General features: G+C 60.9%; 29 protein-coding genes. 15 read left to right on the forward strand and 14 right to left on the reverse strand.

Translation table 11 applies throughout. The features are described 5' to 3' along the window. Positions 1-8: 8 nt before the first annotated feature. Positions 9-398 carry a hypothetical protein gene (locus tag B5525_RS39235; protein WP_197687883.1) on the forward strand — a complete coding sequence of 130 codons (390 nt, stop codon included), beginning with the start codon at positions 9-11 and terminating at the stop codon, positions 396-398. 517 nt (positions 399-915) lie between these two features. Then, positions 916-1104, forward strand: a complete 189-nt coding sequence (locus tag B5525_RS39245) for a hypothetical protein (protein ID WP_079571517.1) — start codon at positions 916-918, stop codon at positions 1102-1104. A 571-nt stretch (positions 1105-1675) separates the two neighbouring features. On the opposite strand, the gene B5525_RS45090 is transcribed toward B5525_RS39245, so the two are convergent. After that, a complete protein-coding gene (locus B5525_RS45090; RefSeq protein ID WP_154073716.1) occupies positions 1676-1930 on the reverse strand; it encodes a hypothetical protein in 255 nt (84 codons plus the stop codon). A gap of 39 nt (positions 1931-1969) precedes the next feature. Beyond that, positions 1970-2239, reverse strand: a complete 270-nt coding sequence (locus B5525_RS48110) for an SAM domain-containing protein (protein ID WP_425305345.1) — start codon at positions 2237-2239, stop codon at positions 1970-1972. 269 nt (positions 2240-2508) lie between these two features. Between B5525_RS48110 and B5525_RS45095 the strand changes: the two genes are divergently transcribed. Continuing rightward, positions 2509-2685: a hypothetical protein gene (locus B5525_RS45095; protein ID WP_154073717.1), complete on the forward strand. Its 177-nt coding sequence runs from the start codon at positions 2509-2511 to the stop codon at positions 2683-2685. A 332-nt stretch (positions 2686-3017) separates the two neighbouring features. Here B5525_RS45095 and B5525_RS39265 read toward each other — a convergent pair whose 3' ends face one another. After that, complete coding sequence (locus tag B5525_RS39265; protein WP_079571522.1) at positions 3018-3350, reverse strand: hypothetical protein; 333 nt, start codon at positions 3348-3350, stop codon at positions 3018-3020. Between the two features lie 188 nt (positions 3351-3538). On the opposite strand from B5525_RS39265, the gene B5525_RS45100 reads away from it, so the two are divergent. The 4 genes from B5525_RS45100 to B5525_RS39285 all read left to right on the forward strand — a co-directional run bounded on the left by B5525_RS45100 (position 3539) and on the right by B5525_RS39285 (position 5965). Further along, on the forward strand, positions 3539-3811 hold the full coding sequence (locus tag B5525_RS45100) for a hypothetical protein (protein ID WP_154073718.1): 273 nt from the start codon (positions 3539-3541) through the stop codon (positions 3809-3811). Positions 3812-4107: 296 nt separating this feature from the next. Continuing rightward, on the forward strand, positions 4108-4599 hold the full coding sequence (locus B5525_RS45980; protein WP_197687884.1) for a hypothetical protein: 492 nt from the start codon (positions 4108-4110) through the stop codon (positions 4597-4599). Between the two features lie 244 nt (positions 4600-4843). Then, entirely contained in the window at positions 4844-5287 is a 444-nt protein-coding gene (locus B5525_RS39280) for an ABC transporter substrate binding protein (RefSeq protein ID WP_079571526.1), read from the forward strand. Positions 5288-5344: 57 nt separating this feature from the next. Beyond that, positions 5345-5965, forward strand: coding sequence for a DUF6614 family protein (locus B5525_RS39285; RefSeq protein WP_154073720.1), 621 nt, complete (start codon positions 5345-5347; stop codon positions 5963-5965). 139 nt (positions 5966-6104) lie between these two features. On the opposite strand, the gene B5525_RS39290 is transcribed toward B5525_RS39285, so the two are convergent. The 4 genes from B5525_RS39290 to B5525_RS39305 form a co-directional block, all read right to left on the reverse strand. Then, positions 6105-6980 carry an efflux RND transporter periplasmic adaptor subunit gene (locus B5525_RS39290; RefSeq protein ID WP_079571530.1) on the reverse strand — a complete coding sequence of 292 codons (876 nt, stop codon included), beginning with the start codon at positions 6978-6980 and terminating at the stop codon, positions 6105-6107. A gap of 33 nt (positions 6981-7013) precedes the next feature. Next, positions 7014-7229 carry a DUF1656 domain-containing protein gene (locus B5525_RS39295; protein WP_079571532.1) on the reverse strand — a complete coding sequence of 72 codons (216 nt, stop codon included), beginning with the start codon at positions 7227-7229 and terminating at the stop codon, positions 7014-7016. Between the two features lie 12 nt (positions 7230-7241). Further along, entirely contained in the window at positions 7242-9320 is a 2079-nt protein-coding gene (locus B5525_RS39300) for an FUSC family protein (protein ID WP_079571533.1), read from the reverse strand. Between the two features lie 400 nt (positions 9321-9720). Next, entirely contained in the window at positions 9721-9945 is a 225-nt protein-coding gene (locus B5525_RS39305; RefSeq protein ID WP_079571535.1) for a hypothetical protein, read from the reverse strand. A 1075-nt stretch (positions 9946-11020) separates the two neighbouring features. Between B5525_RS39305 and B5525_RS39310 the strand changes: the two genes are divergently transcribed. The 4 genes from B5525_RS39310 (at position 11021) to B5525_RS39325 (ending at position 14916) form a co-directional block, all read left to right on the forward strand. After that, the gene (locus tag B5525_RS39310) at positions 11021-11800 is read left to right on the forward strand and encodes an HpcH/HpaI aldolase family protein (protein ID WP_079571536.1); all 780 of its coding nucleotides are present in this window, start codon (positions 11021-11023) and stop codon (positions 11798-11800) included. A gap of 213 nt (positions 11801-12013) precedes the next feature. Next, entirely contained in the window at positions 12014-12793 is a 780-nt protein-coding gene (locus tag B5525_RS39315; protein WP_079571538.1) for an acyltransferase, read from the forward strand. 299 nt (positions 12794-13092) lie between these two features. Next, positions 13093-13710: a 30S ribosomal protein S4 gene (gene rpsD, locus B5525_RS39320; RefSeq protein WP_079571539.1), complete on the forward strand. Its 618-nt coding sequence runs from the start codon at positions 13093-13095 to the stop codon at positions 13708-13710. Between the two features lie 138 nt (positions 13711-13848). Beyond that, entirely contained in the window at positions 13849-14916 is a 1068-nt protein-coding gene (locus B5525_RS39325) for a threonine aldolase family protein (protein WP_079571541.1), read from the forward strand. Between the two features lie 17 nt (positions 14917-14933). Here the strand turns inward: B5525_RS39325 and B5525_RS39330 are convergent, their stop codons facing one another. From B5525_RS39330 to grxD, 4 genes are read right to left on the reverse strand one after another with little or no spacing between them, the layout of a single operon-like run. Then, on the reverse strand, positions 14934-16229 hold the full coding sequence (locus tag B5525_RS39330; RefSeq protein WP_079571542.1) for a serine hydrolase domain-containing protein: 1296 nt from the start codon (positions 16227-16229) through the stop codon (positions 14934-14936). Then, on the reverse strand, positions 16210-17493 hold the full coding sequence (locus B5525_RS39335) for a serine hydrolase domain-containing protein (protein WP_079571544.1): 1284 nt from the start codon (positions 17491-17493) through the stop codon (positions 16210-16212). Before B5525_RS39335 ends, B5525_RS39330 begins: the two co-directional genes overlap by 20 nt. 43 nt (positions 17494-17536) lie before the next feature. Further along, on the reverse strand, positions 17537-18085 hold the full coding sequence (locus B5525_RS39340; protein WP_154073721.1) for an O-acetyl-ADP-ribose deacetylase: 549 nt from the start codon (positions 18083-18085) through the stop codon (positions 17537-17539). A 2-nt stretch (positions 18086-18087) separates the two neighbouring features. After that, entirely contained in the window at positions 18088-18423 is a 336-nt protein-coding gene (gene grxD, locus B5525_RS39345) for a Grx4 family monothiol glutaredoxin (protein ID WP_079571547.1), read from the reverse strand. A gap of 312 nt (positions 18424-18735) precedes the next feature. Between grxD and egtB the strand changes: the two genes are divergently transcribed. Continuing rightward, a complete protein-coding gene (gene egtB, locus B5525_RS39350; protein ID WP_079571548.1) occupies positions 18736-19992 on the forward strand; it encodes an ergothioneine biosynthesis protein EgtB in 1257 nt (418 codons plus the stop codon). A 45-nt stretch (positions 19993-20037) separates the two neighbouring features. Continuing rightward, entirely contained in the window at positions 20038-21009 is a 972-nt protein-coding gene (gene egtD / locus B5525_RS39355) for an L-histidine N(alpha)-methyltransferase (RefSeq protein WP_079571550.1), read from the forward strand. On the opposite strand, the gene B5525_RS39360 is transcribed toward egtD, so the two are convergent. Both B5525_RS39360 and B5525_RS39365 read right to left on the reverse strand, forming a co-directional pair. Then, complete coding sequence (locus tag B5525_RS39360; RefSeq protein ID WP_079571551.1) at positions 20985-22205, reverse strand: low temperature requirement protein A; 1221 nt, start codon at positions 22203-22205, stop codon at positions 20985-20987. The two genes, egtD and B5525_RS39360, sit on opposite strands and share 25 nt — an antisense overlap. Before the next feature lie 27 nt (positions 22206-22232). Beyond that, on the reverse strand, positions 22233-22487 hold the full coding sequence (locus B5525_RS39365; protein WP_079571553.1) for a BolA family protein: 255 nt from the start codon (positions 22485-22487) through the stop codon (positions 22233-22235). Between the two features lie 180 nt (positions 22488-22667). On the opposite strand from B5525_RS39365, the gene B5525_RS39370 reads away from it, so the two are divergent. Continuing rightward, a complete protein-coding gene (locus B5525_RS39370) occupies positions 22668-23027 on the forward strand; it encodes a DUF427 domain-containing protein (RefSeq protein WP_079574399.1) in 360 nt (119 codons plus the stop codon). Between the two features lie 213 nt (positions 23028-23240). Here the strand turns inward: B5525_RS39370 and B5525_RS39375 are convergent, their stop codons facing one another. Further along, the gene (locus B5525_RS39375) at positions 23241-23414 is read right to left on the reverse strand and encodes a DUF1328 domain-containing protein (RefSeq protein WP_079571554.1); all 174 of its coding nucleotides are present in this window, start codon (positions 23412-23414) and stop codon (positions 23241-23243) included. Positions 23415-23620: 206 nt separating this feature from the next. Between B5525_RS39375 and B5525_RS39380 the strand changes: the two genes are divergently transcribed. Then, positions 23621-24805 carry an acyltransferase family protein gene (locus B5525_RS39380; RefSeq protein WP_079571556.1) on the forward strand — a complete coding sequence of 395 codons (1185 nt, stop codon included), beginning with the start codon at positions 23621-23623 and terminating at the stop codon, positions 24803-24805. The last annotated feature ends 59 nt before the right edge of the window (positions 24806-24864 follow it).

Genomic DNA, 24864 nt, shown 5'->3' on the forward strand with positions numbered 1-24864 from the left:
TCGAGCGAGTGCGACTCTGGGTGATTTCTTTGGGGCCTTATCCATCGCTCGCACTTTTTGCTGTGCCAGTCATCATCCTTGAGCCGGCAAAGCCCTTGGCTGGGTATTTGTTGGGAACCGGTCATTTCTTCGCTGGCGCCGTCACCTTCATCACGGCTGAAGTTTTGAAGCTTACACTCGTCGAGCAGCTGTTTCAGCTTAACCGAGAGAAGCTCCTGTCGATTCCGGCCTTCGCTTGGGGATATCAATATTGGCGTCACATGATGGACGTGGTCGAATCGATGGAAGTTTGGAAGGCTTCACGAAGACTGGCGGCCGATGCCGCACGGATGTTTCGTGCCCGATGGATTCAATATAAGCGCGTCCATCGATCCTCCCGACTTCACTATCATCCGTAGCACGACTGGCAAGGTTCGGCGGACGTGCCGCGCGAGCCCTGCCACTTCCGATTTTGACCCATGTGAGACATTCAAGCGCGTGGACCTGTGCACAAGAGTGCTTACGCAAGTACCGCGTCGGTTGATGCCTCCCAAAAGTGTAGACTTTGACCCGCCCCTACCGAGCGGGTGCTGTGTCCATACCGCGCGGGGAACTATCCAAGCCGCATAACGTTTTGCTTAGAGTGGAGCTCCCTCATGAGTAACGAGCGGAATAGCCACCGTACCGCCGTCATACTTTTCGCCGTCGCGATGATAATCGCAATGCTCGCGGCATTTGTCACCACGCTTGAGCGAGTCGACACAAGGACGGCTAACAACGAGACCCCACCCGGTACGACGGGCCTCGCTAAGCCACGCCCGCCACTGGACCGCGCACCAGGCCAGCCGGTGTTAGGCAACTGAGCCGCCACATATCCTGCCGGCCGGTGAACCCCGGGGTAAAATCCCCCAAGGGGCACATCCGAGGAGCAACAACATGACCCCAGACATCCCCAAGGAACTTTCCACTAGGTTGATCGACCGGCGTCCCTTCGTGATCATGGGCAACACGATGCCGCCCCGAGATCCTGATGAAGACGAAGAGGACGAGGACGAAGAGGGAGACGACGAAGAGGAGGACCGCGCCGACGAATCGCCGGTCGTGCGCGAGCCGGACGAGGAGTAAGCAGGATGCTTCCAGACTAGGATTGGCATAGCCTGAGTTTCGGAGAGTGTGATCCGCAGCGGACGTCCGGCGCGCTAGCGTGTCCGGTGGCTTCCAAGGTCCCTTCGAAATGCCGGGAGCACCGGCCAGACAGTCGAATGGATGGCGGTTCGCGGCGGGAGCAACCTCTCCGCGTTCACTGGTGCAGGAGACGAGCATGACACTCATATGGCTTGGTGTGCTCCTTGTTTTCGGCGGCGTGCTCCAGATGACATATCAGCCGATCGGGCGAGGCCGACTAAGTGGTGGAAGGCGGCTTCGCCCCCGGCGACCCAGTTACACCTTGGAACCTGAAAGACCGGCTAGCGGCTTTGGGATCAAATCGAATTGGCCTGGACTTGCGATGTTCGCGCTTGGCGCTGCGTTCTTGCTGACCTGGGCTGCCATCTGAGTTTGAAGCTAACTTCGTTGACGCTCTCGGGCGTTGCAATGCTACAAGATCGTCAGCGGAACAGGTCGCTCGTGACGTCGACTTTTCACGGCTGGCTCGAATTGAATAGCGCCCATCCTTTTATAGGCGGGAAATTGGATGTTAGCGATCGATCACTACATGGCGCTCGCGGTCTTCGCGATTTCTCTCGATAATTGCGATCATCTCTGGGGCTTCCGATTCTCCTTCTTTGATCACGGCAGTTCTTTCCGTATCGTGAGGATTGTCCAGGCATCTTCTTACCGTGACGCCGTTGTCCACCCAACGAGCACTTACTGCAAGGCCAACTTCCTCTGAACTGGCTTCGGTAGCTCCCAATATAGTGGCAGCTACGATCAAGCTCAAAACGTAGCTCATGATCCGCTCCAACTTATTGCTGTTATTCTAACAGGATGCCTAGGCAGAGGTTCCGGCTTGTCTTCCAAGCGGTATGGCCCCTTGGTTTCTCCCAATTGAGGTTCGGCCTAGTATCCGAGGCAAGTTGGTTAGAGCGCCGTAAGATGCTGCGTTCGATCCGGGAGTTGGCCGGCGACACCCCGGTCGCGTCTTCTCTCCCCGCCGATCGCCAAGCAAGACGCCCAGCTTCTCCAGGCCCTGGTCGGTTAGATCGGGGAGAACGCTGAGATCAATATGGTTCTCTGCGAAATGCTCCGCGTATTCGGACATGCCGAGATTCTTGAGCCAGTCGACAATCTGCTGCACGGAACGCGCGTAATCTCTCCCCGATCTCTTGAACGATTACTCGGCTGTGTTTATGGATGGGGGAAACAATTGGAGCGCCGAGCCGATGCATTGAGGAACTTGCCGCGCGGAATATCGGGTCATTGGACCTCAAGTTCGGAAGCTTTTGTCCCGGCGGCTAAGGTCAAGCAGCGCTCTGGAACCATTTCAGAGAGTGCCGGTTAGTCTGTGGGGCCGATGGAGGAACCATCGCCATGAGGATCGAATATCTTGCTGCAATTGCGATAGCTGCCTTTGCCGCTGGTTCTGGACTAGCGGTCTATTCTGTCGGCTCGCTGCCGCCCGAAAAGCAGTCCACGCCTGCCCTCACCCAATTGGCAACCCTGCTAGCTGAGTCCGTGGATCCGTTTTTGCATCGGTCCGGTGGCTAACGGCCGGCGCATCTCAAAACGCATTGGCGACGCTGCCTGCTTCTGCCTATGCCACCACGTGGCGTGCTCCCGAGATTGGCACCAAACGGACCTCAGGCGGCGTCTGCAATTCAGTCGCTAACCGGGGTAAACCGGACATGATGCGGACAGCCCAATTCAGTCGAAATTGACCGATATCGGGCATTTGACGCCACGCGTTTGGAGCTGAGTTCGCTAACTAGCTGGGCTGCTGATCGACAGATTCGCAGAGATTGTTCGCCCATTTTTTAATGCGAAAAAGGAAGGCCGCAGATTTCTCTACGGCCTCTCTTTAATTGTCAGCGGTCGCGGGCTTACCAGCGCGGACCGGCTCCGAAGCCAATTCCTACGCCACCCGGCCCAACGCCGATGCCGACGCTCGGCCCGCTATTGTAGTAGCCGCCATCATAATATCCGCGCTGTTCGATGTAACGTTCGCGCGGCTCGTAGTTGTACGAGTCCTGAATGATAACGCGGCGCGAACCCCGATCCCGCCAGCAGCGTCCGTATTGGTCACAGACCATGCGGACGTTTTCGATGCCGTTGTCTGGCACAACCGCGATGCCATTTGCGAGCGGAGCCGCTGACGCAGCAGTGGCGAACAGTGCGGAAGCACCGAGTGCAAGCGAGATAATAGCTTTATTCATACTGAACTCCTGTGAGATTCTAAGGAACCAATGGTTGAAACGACCAATTGTTCCTCAAATTCGGCCCTCGATTAGTTCCCAGCGGATGGAACTGACTCCTCAGCGCCTCAATCAATATCCGATAAGAACGAACCTTTTAATCAGCCTGACGTTGGGGCTGGGCAACCCACACAATGGAGACGAGGGACATGAAGAAAACTTTGATAATTGCAGCCGCTGTGATGCTGATTGGATCATCGGGCCTCAGCTTTGCTGGTTCATCGGGCACTAAGGGTGCTTCGGGTTCAGCGCCGGGCACTCAGATGAACAATTCGGGTGCTTCGACTTCGCGGGGCGCTTCTGAGCTTTCGCCGGGCGACAGAATGAAGGACTCTCGAACGACGGGCATGTCCAGAGGCGCTGCCAAAGGTGCCTCGGAATTTACGCCGGGCGACAAAATGAACGACGCTCGCAAAAAGTAAACTGTAGAAAGTCAACGAAAATCACGAAAGCCCCGGACACAATGCCGGGGCTTTTCGCTTCTTGAGGTTTGCTTTTGGCACATTTGAGACATGCCGACGGTCGCTGAGAATGTCCGGAGTTGGGAGCGGACCGGAAGTGACAGGCTTCCGCTTTTCGCAAATTCCATGATCGGCGCGTGAACTCTGACCTTAGAGCTTTGACGCATTAGCGAACCGCCGAAAATCGCCTGTGACCTCAGCGCGAGAGAGCGCTGAGGTCGGCAGGTACCTGTCGGAGTTGCAGGTGCCGGCCATGCGTGGTGGGCAACGCATCGCCGAACTACATGGCAACTGCCGTGGTCTTAGTACGCATTGCTGTAGGTGTACGGGTAATAGCTACACCCATTTCCATACGAGTACCCATATCCATACGGGTAACAGTAGGCGTAGTCGTCATACGGGTAGCCGAATCCGAAGCGGCGGCGCCCGAAGTCGCGATCACGGAATCCACGACCACGAAATTCGCCGCGGCCACGAAATTCACCGCCATGGAATTCGCCGGCCATCCGGCCGCCACGGAATCCGCCACCGCGGAAGCCGCCGGCCATGCCGCCATGGAAGCCACCGCCGCCAAAGCCGCCGCCATGGAAACCGCCACCACCGAAGCCACCGCCAAAGCCGCCGCCATGGCCTCCGCCCATGCCACCTCCGCCACCGCCGTGGCCTCCGCCGCCTCCGCCGCCACCACCGCCGCCGCGAGCCAACGCCATCGTCGGCGCAGCCAGGCCAACAGATGCAACGGCCAATAACGCGATCGCTGTCTTACGCAACATGATCATCCTCCTTGAGGAACTATCGCTCCCAACCTCGACACTCATCGCAGGTGGCAATCGCTCGAGAGAGACGCTACTGGCTTCGACATCACTGTTGCTCAACTCCGCGCGAGCGCCTGATTAAATTCAAACTCAGAAAGTAAATTCAAATTCAGAAAGTAAATTCAAATTCAGAAAGCGCGTTGCGCGGTTCAAGCTATTCCACTGTTGCAGATGTAACTTGATCCTGGAATTGCGTAACAAAAAACTGCTACCAAGTGGCGCCACCGACGTGACTTCGATCTCGCGCTCATCCGTTCTGCCGCCGGAGTATTTGCAAGCATTGTCGAGCGAGCATGTGCAGGCGGTCATCGTGCTTGTAGACGGCATGTTCTTCCAGGAGAGGAAACGCGTCGCCCAACTCGCAGCGAGTCGGCTGCTGGCAGCCGTGTATGGCTTTCGCGAACACGTCGATGCTGGCGGTCTAATCAGCTATGGCGTCAATCTCGCTGATAATTTTCGTCGCGCGGCTACCTGCGTCGTGAAGATCCTCAAAGGTGCCAAGCCGGGTGACCTGGCGGTCGAATTTCCGAACAAACTTGAGTTGATCATCAATCTCAAGACTTCGAAGGCACTCGGGGGTCGACCTTTCACCGATACTGGCTTACGCGGACGGACGAGGTGATCAATACAGATTGCGGTTTGCTGCGGCGCAAGAGTCTGTTGTTGGCACGAAACGGACATGCCGACTGCATCGCGCGATGTCCGCTCTCAGGGGCAAAGCAGAAGACATTTGCTCGCATTGAGCTTTTCCGTTTTTGAACCCACAGAGGACATCGTTGATAACTCCCAGATCGACATAATTGGATGTGGTAGTAAGATCGCTATTGGCAAAAAACGCACGGCACAACAGATGCAAGAAATTTCGCTAGTTAGTTTCAGTGGGGTATTTGCTTTGCGGGACGGCGTCAGTGAAAAAGAGTTCTTGCCGAGATTGGACGCATTCCTCCAGCATTTCATAGATACGGGGTTTGCCACGAGCTATCGCGTCATGCGCCGCGAGGCACTAGACGGTTTTGGCAAAACGCTACCGGCCTTTACGTATCGCGGTGAACCTGTCTTTCCAGACTTGGAGCGGGAGCATGCCGCGTACGAATACGTCAAACAACATGGCGAGCAAGTAACCTCGCTGCATGTAGCGATGAACTCAATGGTCAAACCCGACGCAGATTTCTTTTTTAGAGACGCGCATCGCATAGCGCACGAATGTCTGCCTCTGGCACTTTTTGAGACATGCCGACGGACAGTGACGATGTCCGTTCCCGAGGGAAGACCGGAAGTGGTCTGCCGACGGCCAAAATGACGCGATTGACCCATCGCGTCATTTAGCTGCTGCGCAGCAACGCATCGCTTTATCCTCAACAATGGAAGTCGGCTGGGCGCTGGGTCACGTCGGTGACGTGCCCAAATGCAGAATGGGCCAACATAACACTGAGCTAACCCTACCAACTGATCTTCCCAATCGATACAGTGGCGGTGCGCCCGGCAACGAGAAGAAGGTCCGGCGGCACATTGTCGAGCTTGATGCGCACAGGAATGCGCTGCGCCAGGCGCACCCAGCTGAAGGTCGGATTGACGAACGCCAACAGGTCGCTGCTGGTGCTGCGGTTCTGGTCCTCGATGCCGTAAGCGATGCTCTCGACGTGCCCTGATAGCACGCGCGTATCGCCGATCAGTTTTACAGTCGCATCTTCGCCGATACGGATGCGCCGCAGCTTGGTTTCCTCGAAATAACCCTCGACGCGAAACGTGTCGGAATCGATCAGCGCAAAGACAGCTGCGCCGGCATTGACGTAGCGCCCGGGCAGGAGATCGAAATTGGTGACTATGCCGTTGACTGGCGCCACGACCGTCGAGCGCTCGAGATTGAGCCTCGCGACTTCAAGCGCCGCGTTCGCCGCGTCGAGTTGAGCTTGATCGACGTCGACCGCTTGCTGCCTCTGCTCGACCTGCTGGACGGTAATCGCGGCGCTGGTTAGACTCTTGCCGCGCTCGAGATCGCGCTTGGACTGGTCGAGCGTAGCCTGTCGGCTCGCGACATCAGCTTTCGCCTGATCGAGCGCATATTGAAAGCGCCGCTGATCGATACGGAACAGCTGCCGGCCTTTGCTCACCTTTTCGTTGTCGTGAACAAAGACGTCGCTGATCAGGCCGGAAACGTCGGCGGCGACCGCGACCACGTCGGCGCGCACACGGCCGTCGCGCGTCCACGGCTCGAGCATGTAATAGCTCCAGAGCTGCCAGGCGACGGCAATTGCTACCACCACTACAACGAGCGTGAGTAGCACGCGGCCGGCAGAGGCGAAAAAGTCTTTCATTGCACCATCACCCGAGATTTTACGTTCACGATCTTATGCCAGCGGCAGGATGCTTGCGCCCGCCGCCGTGACAACGCCAAACAGAATGACGTAGATCGCGAGATCAAACAGTGCGCGATGCCAGACCAAACGATAGAAACCACAGGCATCCAAGAGCCGCTTGATCACGACCTGAAACAAAAAAGCGATTGCGGCAAAGACCGCGAAAGCCGGAAAGTACACGCCATAGATATCGAACTCGCCAATCACGATACGCTCCCATCATGTAACGCTGGCGGCTTCGCTCTGCCCGGGTAGCGCTGTATCAGCCTGCTCAATTTGCCTCGGCCGATACGGCGGCGCATCAGGATAGAGCGACTGCCGCAGGCCGACAATCGCGGCGACGCAAGCATGCGTGGCTGCGGTGCAGGCCGTCACTTCGCTGATCGCAATGTCGATCTTTTGCAACAAATCGTCGCCAAGCTGCGCCACACGGCCACGCGCCAAGGCACGGAAATGCGCGGCCAGGCTCGGGAACATCGCCGCCAGAGCGTCTTGCGCTGGCTTCGACATGGTGGGCGCGATCGATTGCGTCTCGATTATATTGACGCCGAGCCGCAGATCTTCGAGCGCATCGGCGAATTCATGCTGCGGCCGCGGCTCGAGGCGCGGCTGCCGGTACAGCAACAGCGCGACGCGATCCAACATGCGGCTGGTCCATTGGTCGCGGGTCGGATGCGAGCGCCCAGCGGCAAGGTCGGCAAGGTTGCGATAAGTTGCCCGAATCAGGCGCCGCGCGCTGGCCTGCGTGCCGATAACGCGCAACAGCCGAGTCACGACCAGCGCCGCGACGCCGCCGAGCACAAAAGCGCTGTTGGAATTGACGATGGCCGCAAGATCGGCGGTATAGCTCGTCTGCAGGCTCAGTTCGACATTGAAACCCAAGGCGAGCGCCAGACCGATCGCTGCATAGGCCGGGATCGCCATCAATATGCCGGCCGGAATCAGCACAAAAGCCAGCACGGCGCAAAGCAAGACGAACCCGCCGATCGCCGGCAACACAAAGAATTGGTAGACGAATACAATCGGAATGCACAACGCCAAGAGGAGCGTAATGTTGCGAATGGTCGGCGTCGGATCGTCCAGAGAGGCAAATAAGGTGCAGGCCACGGCGGCAAAGGCAATGGCGCTGGCGCCTTCCGGCCATGCGGTCGCGATCCAAAAGAACGCACATATGCCCATAGCGACGGCGGCCGCCAGTGCTGATAACAGCGCGATGCCCGGATCCGTATGCATCGGTTTGGGCCCGATTTGCGCGGCGGCTGCGCGAATGTCGGCGCTCGGCGTCTGCCTCGGATCGGCCAGATGAGCAGCAAAGCTGAGACAAGCCTGCCAGCAGTCGATCAGCTCGATCAATCGCACGGTGAGATTGACCGTCACGAGATCCGCCCAGCTCGATTGCGGGCCGACAGTAGGCGTCGCCGCGACGCAGGCTTCCTTAAGTTCTGCCGCGCGCAGTCGGTCGCCCGGCGCTTTCGACTTCAGCCAATCGCAGACGCCGGCCAGCGCTCGCGTCAGCTTTGCGTCCAGCGGCCCAATACGCCGAAGCAGCGTCAGACGATCCTCGATGGCACTCACTAGCGGCAACAGGGCCACGATCTTGCGGTCGAAGGCGCGAATGGTGCTGATATCCGGTCGATGGGGCGAGGTGTCGAAGCGTAAGCTCGTGCCGAGCAAATAAAGCTCGCTGATATCGGCAGCGATCCGGCGCCGCTCCATCTCGGCTTCCGGAGTCGCTTTCTGGGTCAAGCCATCGGCAAGCCAACCGCGCGTATCCGCAATGGCACTTCTCAACTTTTGCTCAAAGGCGGAAAACGCGCTTTTGGGAAAGATGAGACTGTGAACGATGGCGGCGCAGACGACGCCGAGCGTGATCTCCTCGACGCGCGACACGGCGGTGTCGAACACCGTGCCAGGCGCAAGCACGCTTGGAAAGCCGATCAAGGCCGCGGTATAGCCCGACAGCACGAACATATACGACCGCGGCGTGCGGTCGAGCAGCGAAACGAAAACGCAGAGCGCCACCCAAAGTATGATCGCAAGCGTCGTCAGCTCGGGCGCGTCCACCAGATTGGGAACGATGGCGACCATGGCGGCGCCGCCGACGAACGTGCCGATGGCGCGATAAACGGCCTTGGCCCGCATCACGCCGGACAGCGGCTGGCTGGTCAGATAGACCGTGGTCATGGCCCAGCCCGGACTCTTCAAATCCAGGCTGAAGGCGATGAACATCGTGAGGATGGTCGCGATATAGCAGTTGACGGAGAATATGATCGGCCGAATGCCAATGTCCCTGATCATGTCATGTCCACTTCGTCGCGCCGACAGTTAATGAGCCGAACGCCAGCGGGACCGTGCCGCGTGCCGCGTCAGAAGCCGGGAACCATCAGAAAGGTCCATTCGTCGAGCGACTCCTGCATCACATATGAGAGATCTAAAAGGATGTTCCCTGACGCTCATCTACGAGACCCACGACCAGATGAGATTTCAAGCCGGAACTGAAGTGCACCGACGATCGACCTGGCTCCAATCCGCTCACGATGGTTTTCTCAAAACCGTACTTCACCCGTGAAGGCTGCAGTCAAGCCGATATCGTGAAGTAACGCCGATGCAGCAATGAGTTCAGCATCATGCTTAAGTTGCTCCGCCTGGGCAAGGGCTGCAGCGAACAGCCAAGAACCCAAGACGTGGTGCGGGAGGGTCAGTCGGGGAACCGCTCGCCGAACATCGGCAGACGGCTGACGGATTGGGCCTTGGTCGCCTCGTCCTGAGGCACGTCCCAGTGCTCGGCGAGCTTGCCGTCTTCGATGCGAACGATGTCTGCGGCGACCCAGGCGGCGGGTAGGCCATTGCCGGAGAAGGGCCCGTGCGCGGCCCTGAGCGCTGGAAGATGCGGTTCCTCCACCGCGCAATTGCTGCGATGCATGAGTCCGGAAGTAGCACTTAGCGTCGTTTCGCTGCGATGCGGAATTTGGCTGCTATCCGCGGCATATCGGACATCGAGTAGCAATCAAGCTCGATCTATGGGAACGCGCCCCAGTTGAAGCGACCGGAAGGCTGTCGATGGGTGCACGGTAATCCGAGCAACTGGCCGAACGCTTTACCTCGAAACAGGCGGCGCTTGCCTTGCTCCGTCGCGCAACTCCATCTGACACTCCTTCCATAGATGTACATATTCGGAGGAGGTTCAGCGTGCTCGATTGATGTGAGCATTTTCGCGGACCCGATGTTCGCTTGGCCGCCGCCGTCTGCTTCGTAATGCTATCCAGATGATGCCTTTAGGCTCATCTTGCGAAACGTGAACTGCGTCGCCTTGCGCAAGCACAATCTTGCGACCCGGCTGCGACAAAACAACCCGCCGGGCAAATCACTTAAAAACCTGTCCAGCCCTGCTGCGAAAAATATTCCGCTTTCGCCGTCGGGCAAATCAGTGATTTGAATCCGCGCGTCTCACCCGATGAGAGGGGCGGGTCGCGATCGTCACGAACGCGCGGTGGGATGCAGTGGACGCGAAAGCTTGCGCAAGACGAACGCGAGCCGACGCGGACGGCGAAGCCGTGTGGTCCTGACGCCCCGACGCTGGCGCCAAGTTCTTGAGAAGCAAGCTTCTCAGGGGCGACGGTGGCAAGAAAGCCCGGTCACCGAGGAGAGCACGAAATAAGCCGTAAACCGCTGCGCAGGGAAAGCCGGATTGCCTCCGCTGGACCTGTATGCTCGTGTGCGTTTTCTTGTTTCCATTTGCACACGGGACCGCGGGTGCAGCGCGCATCCGGCTTTCCCTGCGCCCTCTTGTTGTTTTCGGGGGGTGGCAATCGACGCAAAGCTCGGACGCATTGCGCCGCGAGATCGAGGATTTACGTCTGTAATGAGAGCGATTATTGCGAGGACAGATCGGTGCGCGTAGACATCCGGTACAAACCCAGTCAGGCCAACGGGTGCCAGCAACGCCGTCATATCCAGTCGAGCCACCCGTGCCGACCCAGCCGAACGGAGTTTTGCAATTGACCTCTGCAAGCCCCCCGCCCCTCAACCGCCTGCGTCAGCAATGGCGCGAGAAGCGCCCGACCTTTGGCGCGATCGCGACCATCCCCAGTATCCAGACCGTGCAGATCATGGCGCGTTCCGGGCTCGACTGGATCATCGTCGATCTCGAGCATGGCCCGATCGATCTTACGTCCGCGCATGCGATGATCACGGCGACATCGGGCACGCCCTGCGTCCCGCTGGCGCGGATCGCCGCCAACGAGCCGTGGCTGGCGAAGGCGCCGATGGATATCGGCGCGCTCGGCATCAATTTTCCGATGATCTGCAGCCGGCAGGACGCCGAAAAAGCCGTGCGCAGCGTGCGCTATCCGCCGCGCGGCGATCGGCTCTGGGGCCCGTTCCACGCGCCGTTCCGCTGGGGCGTCTCGATGGCCGATTATATGGCGACCGCCGACGACGACATGATCTGCATGGTCACCATCGAGCATGTCGAGGCGGTCAACCGCATCGACGAGATCATGGCGACCCCCGGCATCGACGTCGCCGTGATCGGACCCGGCGACCTCGCGACCTCCATCAACAAGCGCGGCCTCACCGACGACCCCGAGGTCCAGGCGCTGATGGCGCGCGCCGAAGCCGGCATCCTCAAAAGCGGCGTGCCGATCGGCGGCGTGGCGCGCAGCGCCGAGCAGGCCAACCGCATGATCGACCGCGGCTATCTGGCGCTGGCGCTCGGCTTCGACTGGTCGCTGTTCCAGCGCGGCATCGCCGCCAGCTTTGAGGGCATCAAGCGCTGATTCGGGTTCCGGCCACGCGGAGACATGACACGAATTCTGATCGTCAACCTATTGAAGTCACTGGAATTTATGCGCGAGCAAAACCAGACCGGTCGCCACCTCCGCGCCATAAACAAGAACCATCTGGCCTCAAACCGGTTGGTTCGTGCTAGAGGAGGCCTTGGCGGGCTGGTCGGCTCGCCGGCTTTTCGTTGCGGGAACCTGAGTGGATCGATGCGCGGAACGGTTCGAAAAATCTCAATTCCGCGCCGGCATATCATCGACCTGATGCGCGCCTCGATCGGTGTGCCCTTTATCTCGCTGACGCGGCCGCTGAACGTCCGTCCGCTGCTGGAAGCGCGCGCGCTTGCCGCGCAGCCGCCGGGCTGGGCCGCGATTTTCGTCAAGGCGTTTTCGCTGGTGGCGAGGGATCAGCCGGAGCTGCGCACGCTCTACGCCAAATGGCCGTGGCCGAGCTTTTACGAACTGCCGAAGAATATCGCGATGGTCGCCATCGCGCGGATCGAGGACGGTCAGGACTGCGTACTGACGCAAAAGGTCCCGTCCGCCGATGAAATGCCGTTGGCCGAGGTCGACGCAATGATCCGGCATGCCAGGGATGCGCCGATCGACGAGGTGCCGGCCTTTCGCAAGATCCTGCGGGTCACCCGGCTGCCCCTGCCCTTGCGCCGGCTGTTCTGGTCGGTCGGCCTCAATTTCGGCCGGCAGCGCGCCAACTGGTTCGGCAATTTCGCCGTGACCTCGGTCGCCGCCTACGGCGCCGGCGAACTGCACGCGCTAAGCCCGGGGCCCTATATCGTCAGCTATGGCGTGGTGGCGCCGGACCAGACCATCGACGTCGTGATCCGCTGGGACCACCGCATTGCCGACGCCGCCCTGGTCGCGAAGGTCCTGACCCGCCTGGAACAGGTGCTGAACACCGAAATCGCCGCCGAATTGCGGGCCAGCCGGCAGCAGGCCGAGCCAAAGGCGGTCCGCGCGGTCGCGACCTGAGGGTTCAAACCGCCATTCCGGGGCGATGCGAAGCATCGAGCCCGGAATCTCGAGATTCCGGGTTCGTCGCTGTCACGACGCCCCGGAATGACACCATAAAACCCAGCCCTTTACATTGACACAACAGCGGTTTCTGGCCTAGAACCCGCCTGCTCGCGGGCCGGTTTCGGCCCGCGATGCGTTTCGCGACCCGTGGTCGGCCCCTTCAAGCTTGAGGGGCGGACCTGTCGGCTCCGGGAAATTCCCGGCGCACAGGAGGGCGCGTCTCCTCAATATTCAAACTTTGCAAAGAGGACGCGATGACAAAGCGCAGTGAGGCGAAATACAAGATCGATCGCCGTATGGGCCAGAACATCTGGGGCCGCCCAAAGAGCCCCGTGAACCGCAGGGAATACGGCCCCGGCCAGCACGGCCAGCGCCGCAAGGGCAAACTCTCCGACTTCGGCGTGCAGCTGCGCGCCAAGCAGAAGCTGAAGGGTTATTACGCCAACATTTCCGAGCGCCAGTTCCACGGCATCTATGTCGAGGCCGGCCGGATGAAGGGCGACACCGGCGAGAACCTGATCGGCCTTTTGGAGCGCCGCCTCGACACCGTGGTCTATCGCGCCAAGTTCGTCGCTACCATGTTCGCCGCGCGCCAGTTCATCAATCACGGCCACATCAAGGTGAACGGCCGCCGCGTCAACATTTCGAGCTACAAGGTCAAGCCGGGCGATGTGGTCGAGATCAAGGAATCCTCCAGGCAGCTCACCCCGGTTCTGGAAGCAAGCCAGCTCGGCGAGCGCGACGTGCCCGATTTCCTCGAGGTCGATCACTCCAAGATGACGGCGAAGTTCACCCGCATCCCGGCGCTGTCCGACGTGCCGTTCGCGGTGCAGATGGAGCCGCATCTGATCGTCGAATTCTATTCGCGCTGATCGGCCGGCGGTCTTGATTTGCCTCGTCATGCCCGGCCTTGTGCCGGGCATTCACGTCTCTATGGTTGTCTCTGGCAAAGAAGGCTTGGATAGCCGGGCCAAGCCCGGCCATGGCCCGTGGCAGACGAAGAGATACCGATGACCTACACCCCTCCCCTGCGCGACCCCAAGGCGGCACCGGTCCGCATCAATCTGTTGTCGGATACGCAAACCCGCCCCACCCCCGCGATGCGCGAGGCGATTGCGCGCGCCGAGGTCGGCGACGAGCAGATCGGCGACGATCCGTCGGTCAATCTCTTGTGCGAGCGGGTCGCCGATCTGCTCGGCAAGGAGGCCGCGGTGTTCATGCCGTCGGGCACCATGTGCAACGTCGCGGCGACGCTGGTGCATTGCCGGCGCGGCGATGAGATCCTGGCGCATGAGACCGCCCACATCATCGCCCGCGAAGGCGGCGCGCATGCCGCGCTGGGCGGATTCCAGATCACGCCGCTGCAAGGCGCCGACGGACAATTTTCGCCCGACGCGTTTCGCGCGGCACTTCACCCGCGCAGCCGCTATCAGCCGCCGCAGACGGTGGTCAGCGTCGAACAGACCGCCAATATCGGCGGTGGAACGATCTGGAAAAAAGCAGCGCTCGACCAGGTCGTGCACATCGCCAGGGCCAACGGGCTTGCCACCCACATGGACGGCGCGCGGCTGCTCAATGCTTGTGTCGCCACCGGGATAGCCGCGCGCGACATGGCAGCGGGGTGGGATTCCGCCTGGATCGACTTTTCAAAAGGCCTGGGCGCGCCGGTCGGCGCGGCAATCGCCGGCAGCAGGGATTTCATCGACGAGGTCTGGCGCTGGAAGCAGCGGCTGGGCGGCTCGATGCGCCAGGCCGGAATCTGTGCCGCCGCCTGCACCTACGCCCTCGACCACCACGTCGATCGCCTCGCGGAGGACCACGCCAACGCACGCGCGCTGGCGCGGGGGCTTTCGCAGATCAGGGGAGTGGAGGTGCAGGAGCCCGAAACCAACCTCGTATTCTTCAAGCCCGATGGCGCCGGCGTCAGCGGCGATGACATGGTGAAGGCCCTGCGCGAGCGTGGCGTGCTGCTGGCGATGATGGACGGCCGGATCAGGGCCTGCACCCATCTCGACGTGGCGGCCGCCATGATCGAGGAGACGGTCGGACTGGTGCGGGAGATCGTGCGGGGGACGTAGAGGTTGCCGGGCCGCACTCAATCCTTCTCCAGCGCCTGATAGATCAGCGTCTTCAATGCAAGCTGGATACGACCGCGCTGCGACGGCGTCTGCACCATGAAGATCGCGAACATGTCGTCCTTCGGGTCGATGAAGAAGAACGTGCCGCCGACGCCGTCCCAGCGGTATTCGCCCAGCGGCCATGAGGTGTTCGGCGGTACCGATGTCCGCACCGCGAAGCCGAGGCCGAAACCGCTGGTCGCGCCGGGGTAATAGGCATAGTCGCGCCCGATTCCTGTTTCGGGCCCGATATGGTCCGACGCCATCAGCGCGACGGTCTCGGGCTTGAGGTAGCGCCGGCCCTCGAAGATGCCCCCATTGAGCAGCATCTGTGCGAAGCGCGCGTAGTCGCCGACTGTTCCGACCAGCCCTGATCCACCGGGCTCCGCTCTTCGCGGCTGGAGCGGATCGCGGAGCGCGGTGGTCGGACTGATCATGCGATCGTCCGGCATCGGCTCGGCGATGCGCGGTCGTTTTGCCTCGTCACTGACGTAGAATTCGGTCTCGCCCATTCCAAGCGGATCGAGCAGCCGTTCCTTCTCGAACTGGAACAAGGTTTTTCCCGACACCACCTCGATCACGCGTCCGAGCACGTCGGTCGAATGGCCGTAATCCCACTGCGTGCCCGGCTGCTCGGCCAACGGCAGCGCTGCAATTCGCTCCGCAAATTCGGCATTGGTCAGATCCCCACTGAAGAGGTCAGCCTCGGCATAAAACTTGCGCACGAGATTGCCGCCATTGAAGCCGTAAGTAAGACCCGATGTATGGCGCAGCAGATCCTCGATCGTGATCGGACGGCGGAGCGGCTCCTGCACCAGCGTCGGTCTGCCGTCGTCGCCGCGTTTCTCGACGCCGACTTTTGTTTCCGCAAAGGCCGGGATGAATTTCGAAACGGGATCGTCGAGTTTCAGCTTGCCGTCCTCGACCAGCATCATGGCGGCAACCGAGGTGATCGGCTTCGACATCGAATAGAGGCGAAAGATCGTATCCGCGCTCATCGGCAGTTTGGTCGCAACATCGCGGACGCCGAAATTCTCCGAATACACCGGCTTGCCGTGCTGCTGGATCAGAAGGATCGCGCCGGGGATTTTCCCGGTCGCGATCTCGTTGCGGATATAATCCGAGACGCGATCGAGGCCTTCGCGCGAAAAACTCCCCGCGATCGGCGCCGCGGATTCGGCAAGCACCGGAAGCGGCCAGCCGGTGGCAGCAGCAACCGCCAGCGCGGCAACAAGGCCGCCGACCGCGCGAGCGTCAGTTCTCCAGCGCTTCATAGATCAGCTGCTTGAGGGTGCGCTGGATGCGCTGCCGTTCGCTCGGCGTCTGCTCCAGCAGCACGAAGAACATATCCTGCTTGCGGTCGACCACGAAATAGCAGCCCGACGCGCCGTCCCATTTCAGTTCGCCGAGGTCACCCGGCGGTGGCGGCTTGGCGTTGCCGGGATCGGTACGCACCGCAAGACCAAGCCCGAAGCCGAAGCCGTCGCCGGGGAAATAGTAATAATCCCGCGCCACGCCGGAGCCCTTGCCGACCTGGTCCGTCGTCATCAGCTCGAAGGTCTTGGGACTGAGATAGGTCCTGCCCTCGAACTTGCCGCCATCGAGCAGCATCTGCACAAAGCGCGCATAGTCCGCCATGGTCGAGTACATGCCGCCGCTCGCCGATTCCCATTTCTTGACGACCCTCGGATCGTTGATGCGGCCGACCCGGAAATCGCTGTCGTTCGGCATCGGCTGTGCCATCAGTTTCTGCTTTTCCGGATCGGTAATGAAGAAGCCTGTATCCTTCATGCCGAGTGGATCGAGCAGCTTTTCCTTCTCGATCGCAAAGAGAGATTTCCCCGATGCAACCTCCATCACCCGTGCCAGGATGTCGGTAGAATGACCGTATTGCCATAGCGATCCCGGCTGGTCATGCAGCGGCAGCTTGGCTATCCGCTCGGCGAATTCGGCAAGGTCGAAATCGCCCGCATAGAGATTTGCGGCCGCGTAAGCCTTGCGTACCAGACTGTCGCCATAGAAGCCGTAGGTAATGCCGGAGGTATGACGCATTAGGTCGAGAACGGTCATCGGCCGGTTCGGCGGCACCAGTTCGAGCGTCTTGGTGCCGTCCTCGGCCTTCCTTTCCACACCAACTTTCGCGTTGGCGAAGGAGGGAATGTATTTCGAGACGGGATCGTCGAGCTTGATCGTGCCGTCCTCGACCAGCATCATCGACACAACTGCAGTGATCGCCTTGGTCATCGAAAACAGGCGGAAGATGGTCTGGTCAGTGATCGGCTGCTTGGAGACAACGTCCTGCACGCCGAAGGATTCATGATAGACCGGCTTGCGGTGCTGCTCGATCAGGACGATCGCACCGGGAATTTTGCCGGTCGCGATCTCGTTCCTGAAGAACTCGCCGACCTTGGCAAGCTTGTCCTGGTTGAAATGGGCGCCGGCGGGAATCTCGAAAGTGCCTTCGGCGCGGGCCGCCGGCATTGCCCCCAGCATCAGCGCACCGCATGCCAGCGCACGAAGTAATTGACGCAAATTCATCAGATCCCTCCCCGGAATTCGGCGGAATTGTAGCGGTCGCGCATCAGTCGGCACAAGGGCGGTCGGAGGCGGCCAGCGCCACTTCGTGCAGTCGGGCGCTCTCGCCGGAAAAGCAGCAGAAGATGACATGGCCGATCGCGGGCGCCGCCTGCAGCGCCTCGATCACGGCCGAGACCGCGATTCGCGCCGCGCGATCGGCGGGAAAACGGTAAATGCCAGTGGAGATGGCGGGAAAGGCAACCGATGCGAGGCCGTTGGACCGGCACAGTTCGATCGCACTGCGGTAACACGACGCCAGCGCCTGGTCTTCGCCCTCATTGCCGTCATGCCAGACCGGGCCGACCGCGTGAATCACATGCCGCGCCGGCAATCGGTAGCCCAAAGTGATCTTGGCGCCGCCGGTCTCGCAGCCATGGAGCGTGCGACACTCGGCGGCAAGCTCCGGCCCGGCCGCGCGATGGATCGCGCCGTCCACGCCGCCCCCGCCGAGCAGGGAAGAATTCGCGGCGTTGACGATGGCGTCAACGCGCAGTGTCGTGATGTCGGCGACGACCACTTCCAGCCGCGCCGAACCGATCTGGCGCCCCGCCAAATTCAGGCAGCGGGAGCGCTGACCGTAACGCCCTTGTCGGCGAACAGCTGCTGCAATTCGCCGGCCTGAAACATTTCGCGGATGATGTCGCAGCCGCCGACGAACTCGCCCTTGACGTAGAGCTGCGGAATGGTCGGCCAGTTGGAGTAGGTCTTGATGCCGTTGCGCAGATCCGCGGACTCCAGAACGTTCAGGCCCTTATAGCCGACCCCGACGTGATCGAGGATCTGCACCACCTGCCCGGAGAAACCGCACTGCGGAAACTGCGGCGTGCCCTTCATGAAAAGCACGACGTCGTTGGACTTCACTTCATTGTCAATAAATTGCTCGATGCTCATATTTGCTTCCTCTGGGGCTCTGCCCCCTGCAGCATGGCCTTTTCGGGCCGGCGTCAGCCGATCAATCCCGGTACTGCCATATATGTATCCCAAACCGTTGTGCATCCAAAGTAAAATGGCGAGGAGCTGCCATGCGGGGCCTTTTCCGGCCGGATATCCCAGGACTTTCCCCAAGGCCAGCCATTGCCTGATGACCCCCATATCATCGCCGGGGAGAGGCTTTTATCCCGGACGGGAGCCCCTATCTAGGACAGACTGATCTTGGGGAACCCGTCGGCCAGAGCAACGTTCTCTCCCCAACCGGAGATACCAGTGACGAAACCAGCATCCGCTGCGGCCGTTCCAGCCGCCCCCTGCCCGTCATTATTCTCCGAGTCCGGCAGCCTCGCCCAGGATTTGGTGGAAGCGTACCTTACGGTGCGAAACGAGACTGAGCGCCGGGCCGCCCCGCTGACCCCGGAAGATCAGCTGATTCAGTCGATGCCGGACGCCAGCCCGGCGAAATGGCACCGTGCCCATACCACCTGGTTCTTCGAGCAATTCCTGCTCGGCGAGTATGGCAAGGGCTACAAGCCGTTCCACCCCGATTACGCCTATCTGTTCAATTCCTATTATGTCAGCGCGGGCCCGCGCCACGCCCGGCACCAGCGTGGCCACCTCACCCGTCCCGGCGCGGACGAGATCACGGCCTACCGCCGGCATGTCGACGCCGCCGTGGTGAAATTCTTTCACGAGGCCAGCGAGGACGCGCTCGCCCCCCTGGTGCCTTTGGTCGAAGTCGGCCTCAATCACGAGCAGCAGCACCAGGAACTGATGTTGACCGACATCCTGCATGCGTTTGCGCAAAACCCGATTCCGCCGGCCTACGATGCGGCGTGGAAATTCCCGGCTTCGACCCGCGGCGGCGACGAATGGGTCAGCCTCAATGAGGGTATCCATACCGTCGGGCACCCTGACGACAGCTTTCATTTTGACAATGAAAAACCGGCGCACCGCGCGCTGGTCGGTCCGGTGAAACTCGCACGCAACCTCGTCACCAACGCCGAATGGCTCGCCTTCATGAAGGACGGCGGCTACGACACCGCGACGCTCTGGCTGATGGACGGTTTTGCCACCGTCAGCAATGAAGGCTGGCGCGCGCCCGGACATTGGCGCGAGATCGACGGCCAATGGCACGTCATGACATTGGCCGGATTGCAGCCGGTCGACGCTGCAGCGCCGGTCTGCCATGTCAGTTACTACGAGGCGGACGCGTTCGCGCGCTGGAGCGGCAAGCATTTGCCGACCGAGACGGAATGGGAAGTCGCCGCACGGGCCGGCCAGCTCAACGACGCCTTCGGTATCGTCTGGCAATGGACCCGCAGCGCCTATTCACCCTACCCGGGCTACCGGGCAATCGAGGGGGCGCTCGGCGAATACAACGGCAAGTTCATGGTCAATCAGCTGGTGCTGCGGGGCTCTTCGCTTGCAACCCCGGGCGGACACAGCCGTATCACCTACCGCAACTTCTTTTATCCGCATCATCGCTGGCAATTCACGGGACTACGCCTCGCCGACTACGCCACCTGATCATTTGAATTCAATCGCGCCGGAGCGCGCGTTCTGGAGAGTATCATGAATGTGCACGCCCCCGCTTTGGCCGAAGCGCAGCGCTTCGACCAGCAGACCTCGCCATTTGCCGACGATGTGCTGGACGGCCTGTCGCAACACCCGAAACGGTTGTCGCCGAAATATTTCTATGACGCCGCCGGCTCGGAACTGTTCGAACAGATCACGCTGTTGCCGGAATATTATCCGACCCGCACCGAGCTTTCGATCCTGCACGACCGCGGCGGCGCGATATCGGCGATCCTTCCCAAGGGCGCGGCGCTGGTCGAGTTCGGCGCCGGCGCGACGACAAAAGTGCGGCTGCTGCTGAACCAATGCGCGCTCGGCGCCTACGTGCCCGTAGACATCTCGGGCGATTTCCTCAAAGCACAGGCCGACGCCCTGCGGCAGGATCTTCCCGACCTCGCCATTCATCCGGTCGCGGCGGATTTTACCGCCCCGTTCGCCTTGCCCGAAGCGGTCGCCGGGATGCCGAAGGTCGGCTTTTTCCCGGGGTCGACGCTTGGCAATTTCGAGCCGCATGAAGCCTGCAGCTTCCTGCGGAGCGCCCGCGAGATTCTCGGGCACGGCGCGCAAATGGTAATCGGCGTCGATCTCGAAAAGGACGAGCGCGTGCTGTACGACGCCTATAACGACAAGGCCGGCGTCACCGCGCGCTTTAACCTCAATGTGCTGCATCGCATCAACCGCGAGCTTGGCGGCAATTTCGACCTCAGCGCCTTCACCCATCGCGCGATCTACAACCGCGACCGCCACCGCATCGAGATGCATCTGATCGGCCGCAAGGCGCAGACGGTGCGCGTGCTGGGGCGAAGCTTTTCGTTCCGTGCCGGCGAAAGCATCCACACCGAAAGCAGCTACAAATACAGCCTCGAGCGCTTCGCGGCGCTGGCGCGCGGCTCGGGCTGGACGCCGCGGGCCACCTGGACCGATGCCGCCGGCATGTTCTCTGTTCACGCGCTGGTGGCGTCGGACTGAGCGGCTTCAGACTTCGGCTCGGCGGCACCCGATCGCAGCGAGACCGACTCCCACACCGCGACCACGACCATGATCGCGGACGTTACTATCGACAGCATCAAAGGCGACAAGCTGCCTGCAAACCAGGCGAGGATCGCAAGTGCAATGATACCGGCGCCATGGGAAAGCTGCAGAAAGCCCCGAAAGGTATGCTTGAACAGGATGGTCCCGACCAGAAACAACAAGGGGCCACCGACCGCGCTCAGCACCGTCCTGGAATCGGAATGCTCCGCCGGGTGGGTCAGCACGAGATCGTCGGCGACCGCCGAGAGAATGATGCCGGCCACGATGGGCATATGCAGGTAGGTATAGGCGAGCCGCGCCAGCCGCCCGGGCTCGCTCGACTTTGAAATCTGCTCGGAGCCGGCTTCCGCGCCCTTGTGGAAATAGATCCACCACATCGCGATCGCGCCGATGAAGGCCGAGGCAAACGCACTGACGGTTGCGAGGGTCCAGCGCAGATCGGCAAAGGTCGCACCGGTAACGACGATGGATTCGCCGAGCGCGATGATGATGAAGCCGGCGCAGCGTTCGGCCATGTGGCCGCCCTCGACCACCCAGTCCGCCATCGCGGAGGCGCCGTATTTCGGAATCCAGAACCGCACCGCCGGCGAGATGTATTCGATTGTCAGCGCCACCGCCCAAAACACTAGCCGCGAATACCCTTCGGCAAAACCGCCCGCGATCCAGAACACCGCCGACACCGAAAGCCAGGCCGTGATCCGGACCGCATTCATCCGCGTCAGGGCTCGGCCAGGCGGCGTCGAGAGCCACAGAAAGACCGTCTTGCCGACTTGCATCGCGGCGTAGGCGATGGCGAACCAGAGGCCTCGCGATTCAAAGGCCTTTGGAATCGAGGTCGAGAGCACGAGCCCGCCGAGCATCAGCAGGAACAGCAGTATCCGGACCGGCGTCGTTTCGGGATTGAGCCAGTTGGTGATCCAGGAGGTGTAGACCCACACCCACCAGACGGCCAGGAACAGCATGGTTGTCTGCAAGGCGCCGAGCGGGGTGAAGCGGCCGAGCAAGGTGTGGGAGATCTGCGTGACCGCGAATACGAACACCAGATCAAAGAACAACTCGGCGTAGGTGACGCGGCTATGCTGGTTCGGCACGATCGGGCGAAACAGCGCGCCGCGTTCATTGTCCCCCGCCATGACGCCCCCTGTCCCCGCCGGGCTGAATCAACCCTCCGGAACGCCGGGGCCGCCAGGTACCCCGGTCTGCAGCGCCAGGGCATGCAGCACGCCGCCCATCTGGCCCTGCAGCGACCGGTAGACGATCTGGTGCTGCTGGACCCGGGACTTGCCGCGGAACGACTCCGAGATCACGGTCGCCGCATAATGGTCACCGTCACCGGCGAGATCCCGGATCGTCACCTCGGCGTCGGGAATTGCCGCCTTGATCATCGATTCGATATCGCGGGCATCCATCGGCATCCCAGTCAGTCTCCATTCCCTCGGTTCGAATCGCGGCCGCTGACGGTCGCTGGCGTACCGGAACTTAGCGCGGCCGCCCTTCTACGTCACGCTCCCATGCACTATATTCCCGATCCAATGATTGCAAAGCCGCCCGGATCGCCCCCCGATCACAACGGGCTGACCAAAAAAGGGCTGACCATGAAACTCCCCGGTCCCGACCACCCGATCACGATTACGGCAAACCCCAAGCGCGTCCGCATCTCCGCCGGCGGCGTGGTGATCGCCGACACCAGCCACGCCTTGACGCTGAAGGAAGCAAGCTACCCGGCGGTGCAATATGTGCCGCGCCAGGACGCCAATATGGAGCTATTGGCGCGTACCGAGCGGGTAACGCACTGCCCCTACAAGGGAGATGCGAGCTATTTCAGCATCAAGGCCGACGGCAAGACGCTGGAGAATGCGATCTGGACCTATGAGACGCCCTTCCCGGCGATGACCGAAATCGCCGGGCATCTGGCGTTCTATCCCGACAAGGTCAAGATCGAGGAAGTGGCGTAATTTTACGCCTGTCATTCCGTGGTGATGCGAAGCATCGAACCTTGGATGTGCAATTGCGCATCTGAGGTCTGGTGCTGGCGCACCATCCCGGAATGACCGAAGCTCTATTCCTCATCCAGGACTCTGCCATCGGGCGTGCATTCGTGCGATCCGTGGCTCCTCACAGTCTTGAGAGAGTGTGTGTCTTGAGAGAGTGTGTGTCTGTTAGCCCTCCTAAACCCTGAAGATCGTGAGCCCCAGGATCAAGAGCACCAGGAAGATCACGACGAAGACGTAAAACAGGAAGCGCGCGACATCTGCCGATGCCGCGGATATCCCGGTGAAGCCAAGGATGCCGGCGACAATCGATATCAGGAAAAAGATCAGCGCCCATTTCAGAATTGTCATGGCACATCCCTTCACCCTGCGCTCCACCGAAGCGGAGGGCGCCTCTTGAAATGCCTGATCTAACTTCGGACCATGAAACTGGTTCCCTTGGAGCAGCGGACGACGGGAGCCGTCCCGCCGGACTCAAGGCGTGATAATTGACCTTGCTGAATCGAGTTCCCGGCGGCAACATCGCCCGAAAAGGATACCCTGCCGGGGACGCGCTCATGACGACCCTCTCCCACTCAGCGGCCGTTGCGGACGCTCAGGCGGCGCCAACGGCCCGCACGCGCAACTTCGCGCTCGATCGCGCGCGCACCTTCCTGACGCTGGTGGTGCTGATCCACCATGCCGTCATTCCCTACACCTATTTCGGCCATACCGATCCCAAGTCCTGGATCGGTTTCGATGGCGTGGTGCTGGCCACCGACAGCTTCTTCATGGCGATGTTCTTTTTTCTGTCGGGGTTGTTCGTATGGCCGAGTCTCCGCCACAAGGCGCCACATGTCTTTGTTCGCGATCGCCTGCTTCGGCTCGGCCTGCCCTTCGCGATCTGCGCCCTCACGGTCATACCGGTCGCCTACTACGCCCTTTCGCTGCGTCTGGATCCCGAGATCAGTTTTTCAGATTTCTGGTGGAAGACCATCACGGTCGGCCCGTGGCCGAGCGGCCCGATCTGGTTCGTCTGGGTGTTGCTGGCCTTCGACCTGACCGCAAGCCTGTTGTACCGGCTCTCGCCCGGGCTGGTCGATCCGATCAACCGGCTGTCACTGCGCGCTCACGAGCGGCCGCTCGATTTCTTTTTGTTCATGCTGGCGGTCACCGCCGTCGTCTATATCCCGGCACGGGTCTATTACACGCCGAACCACTGGTTCGAATTCGGACCGTTCTCGGTGCAGTCGAGCCGCGTGCTGCTCTACGCCGCCTACTTCTTCATCGGAGCCGGCGTCGGCGCGGCGAATTTTGACCGCGGCCTGTTGGGCGCGGACGGGAGGCTGGCCAAGAGCGGCTGGGGCTGGGCAATCGCAACCCTGGTTCCCTATTGCCTGCTGTGGGGGCTGATCGCCATCAAGCGCGAAATACTGGGCAATCCCGGCACCTTGCCGCATTGGTACGAGGCGGTCTACAGCCTGTTCTTCGTGGCCTTTAGCGCCGCCATCCTGTTCGCGATCCTGGCTTATTTCCTGAGGTTCAAGCGATCGGGCTTCAGCATCCTCGATCCGATGCAGCCGGATGCCTACGGCATGTTCCTGGTGCACTACCCGATCGTGCTCTGGCTGCAATACTGGCTGTTCGATTTCGACCTGCCCGCAATCGTCAAGGCGGTGGTGGCGTTCGTGCTGACGGTCGTATTGAGCTGGGCGGCCACCGCGGCGTTGCGAAGAATCCCGGGCGTGACGCGGGTGCTCTAGCTAGCCGTCGTAGTTAAAACTGCTTTGGTTTCCCTGCCCGGTTGAGTACAGCGCAGTCG

This window comes from Bradyrhizobium erythrophlei (assembly GCF_900129505.1).
Classification (GTDB): Bacteria; Pseudomonadota; Alphaproteobacteria; order Rhizobiales; family Xanthobacteraceae; genus Bradyrhizobium; species Bradyrhizobium erythrophlei_D.

Excerpts from the sequence above, each read along its gene's own strand:
- B5525_RS39245 (WP_079571517.1), top strand. The coding sequence starts at position 916 with ATGACCCCAGACATCCCCAAGGAACTTTCCACTAGGTTGATCGACCGG.
- B5525_RS45090 (WP_154073716.1), bottom strand. The coding sequence starts at position 1,930 with ATGAGCTACGTTTTGAGCTTGATCGTAGCTGCCACTATATTGGGAGCT.
- B5525_RS48110 (WP_425305345.1), bottom strand. The coding sequence starts at position 2,239 with ATGTCCGAATACGCGGAGCATTTCGCAGAGAACCATATTGATCTCAGC.
- B5525_RS45095 (WP_154073717.1), top strand. The coding sequence starts at position 2,509 with ATGAGGATCGAATATCTTGCTGCAATTGCGATAGCTGCCTTTGCCGCT.
- B5525_RS39265 (WP_079571522.1), bottom strand. The coding sequence starts at position 3,350 with ATGAATAAAGCTATTATCTCGCTTGCACTCGGTGCTTCCGCACTGTTC.
- B5525_RS45100 (WP_154073718.1), top strand. The coding sequence starts at position 3,539 with ATGAAGAAAACTTTGATAATTGCAGCCGCTGTGATGCTGATTGGATCA.
- B5525_RS39285 (WP_154073720.1), top strand. The coding sequence starts at position 5,345 with ATGCCGACTGCATCGCGCGATGTCCGCTCTCAGGGGCAAAGCAGAAGA.
- B5525_RS39290 (WP_079571530.1), bottom strand. The coding sequence starts at position 6,980 with ATGAAAGACTTTTTCGCCTCTGCCGGCCGCGTGCTACTCACGCTCGTT.
- B5525_RS39300 (WP_079571533.1), bottom strand. The coding sequence starts at position 9,320 with ATGATCAGGGACATTGGCATTCGGCCGATCATATTCTCCGTCAACTGC.
- B5525_RS39305 (WP_079571535.1), bottom strand. The coding sequence starts at position 9,945 with ATGCATCGCAGCAATTGCGCGGTGGAGGAACCGCATCTTCCAGCGCTC.
- B5525_RS39315 (WP_079571538.1), top strand. The coding sequence starts at position 12,014 with ATGCGCGGAACGGTTCGAAAAATCTCAATTCCGCGCCGGCATATCATC.
- rpsD (WP_079571539.1), top strand. The coding sequence starts at position 13,093 with ATGACAAAGCGCAGTGAGGCGAAATACAAGATCGATCGCCGTATGGGC.
- B5525_RS39325 (WP_079571541.1), top strand. The coding sequence starts at position 13,849 with ATGACCTACACCCCTCCCCTGCGCGACCCCAAGGCGGCACCGGTCCGC.
- B5525_RS39330 (WP_079571542.1), bottom strand. The coding sequence starts at position 16,229 with ATGAAGCGCTGGAGAACTGACGCTCGCGCGGTCGGCGGCCTTGTTGCC.
- B5525_RS39335 (WP_079571544.1), bottom strand. The coding sequence starts at position 17,493 with ATGAATTTGCGTCAATTACTTCGTGCGCTGGCATGCGGTGCGCTGATG.
- grxD (WP_079571547.1), bottom strand. The coding sequence starts at position 18,423 with ATGAGCATCGAGCAATTTATTGACAATGAAGTGAAGTCCAACGACGTC.
- egtD (WP_079571550.1), top strand. The coding sequence starts at position 20,038 with ATGAATGTGCACGCCCCCGCTTTGGCCGAAGCGCAGCGCTTCGACCAG.
- B5525_RS39360 (WP_079571551.1), bottom strand. The coding sequence starts at position 22,205 with ATGGCGGGGGACAATGAACGCGGCGCGCTGTTTCGCCCGATCGTGCCG.
- B5525_RS39365 (WP_079571553.1), bottom strand. The coding sequence starts at position 22,487 with ATGCCGATGGATGCCCGCGATATCGAATCGATGATCAAGGCGGCAATT.
- B5525_RS39370 (WP_079574399.1), top strand. The coding sequence starts at position 22,668 with ATGAAACTCCCCGGTCCCGACCACCCGATCACGATTACGGCAAACCCC.
- B5525_RS39375 (WP_079571554.1), bottom strand. The coding sequence starts at position 23,414 with ATGACAATTCTGAAATGGGCGCTGATCTTTTTCCTGATATCGATTGTC.
- B5525_RS39380 (WP_079571556.1), top strand. The coding sequence starts at position 23,621 with ATGACGACCCTCTCCCACTCAGCGGCCGTTGCGGACGCTCAGGCGGCG.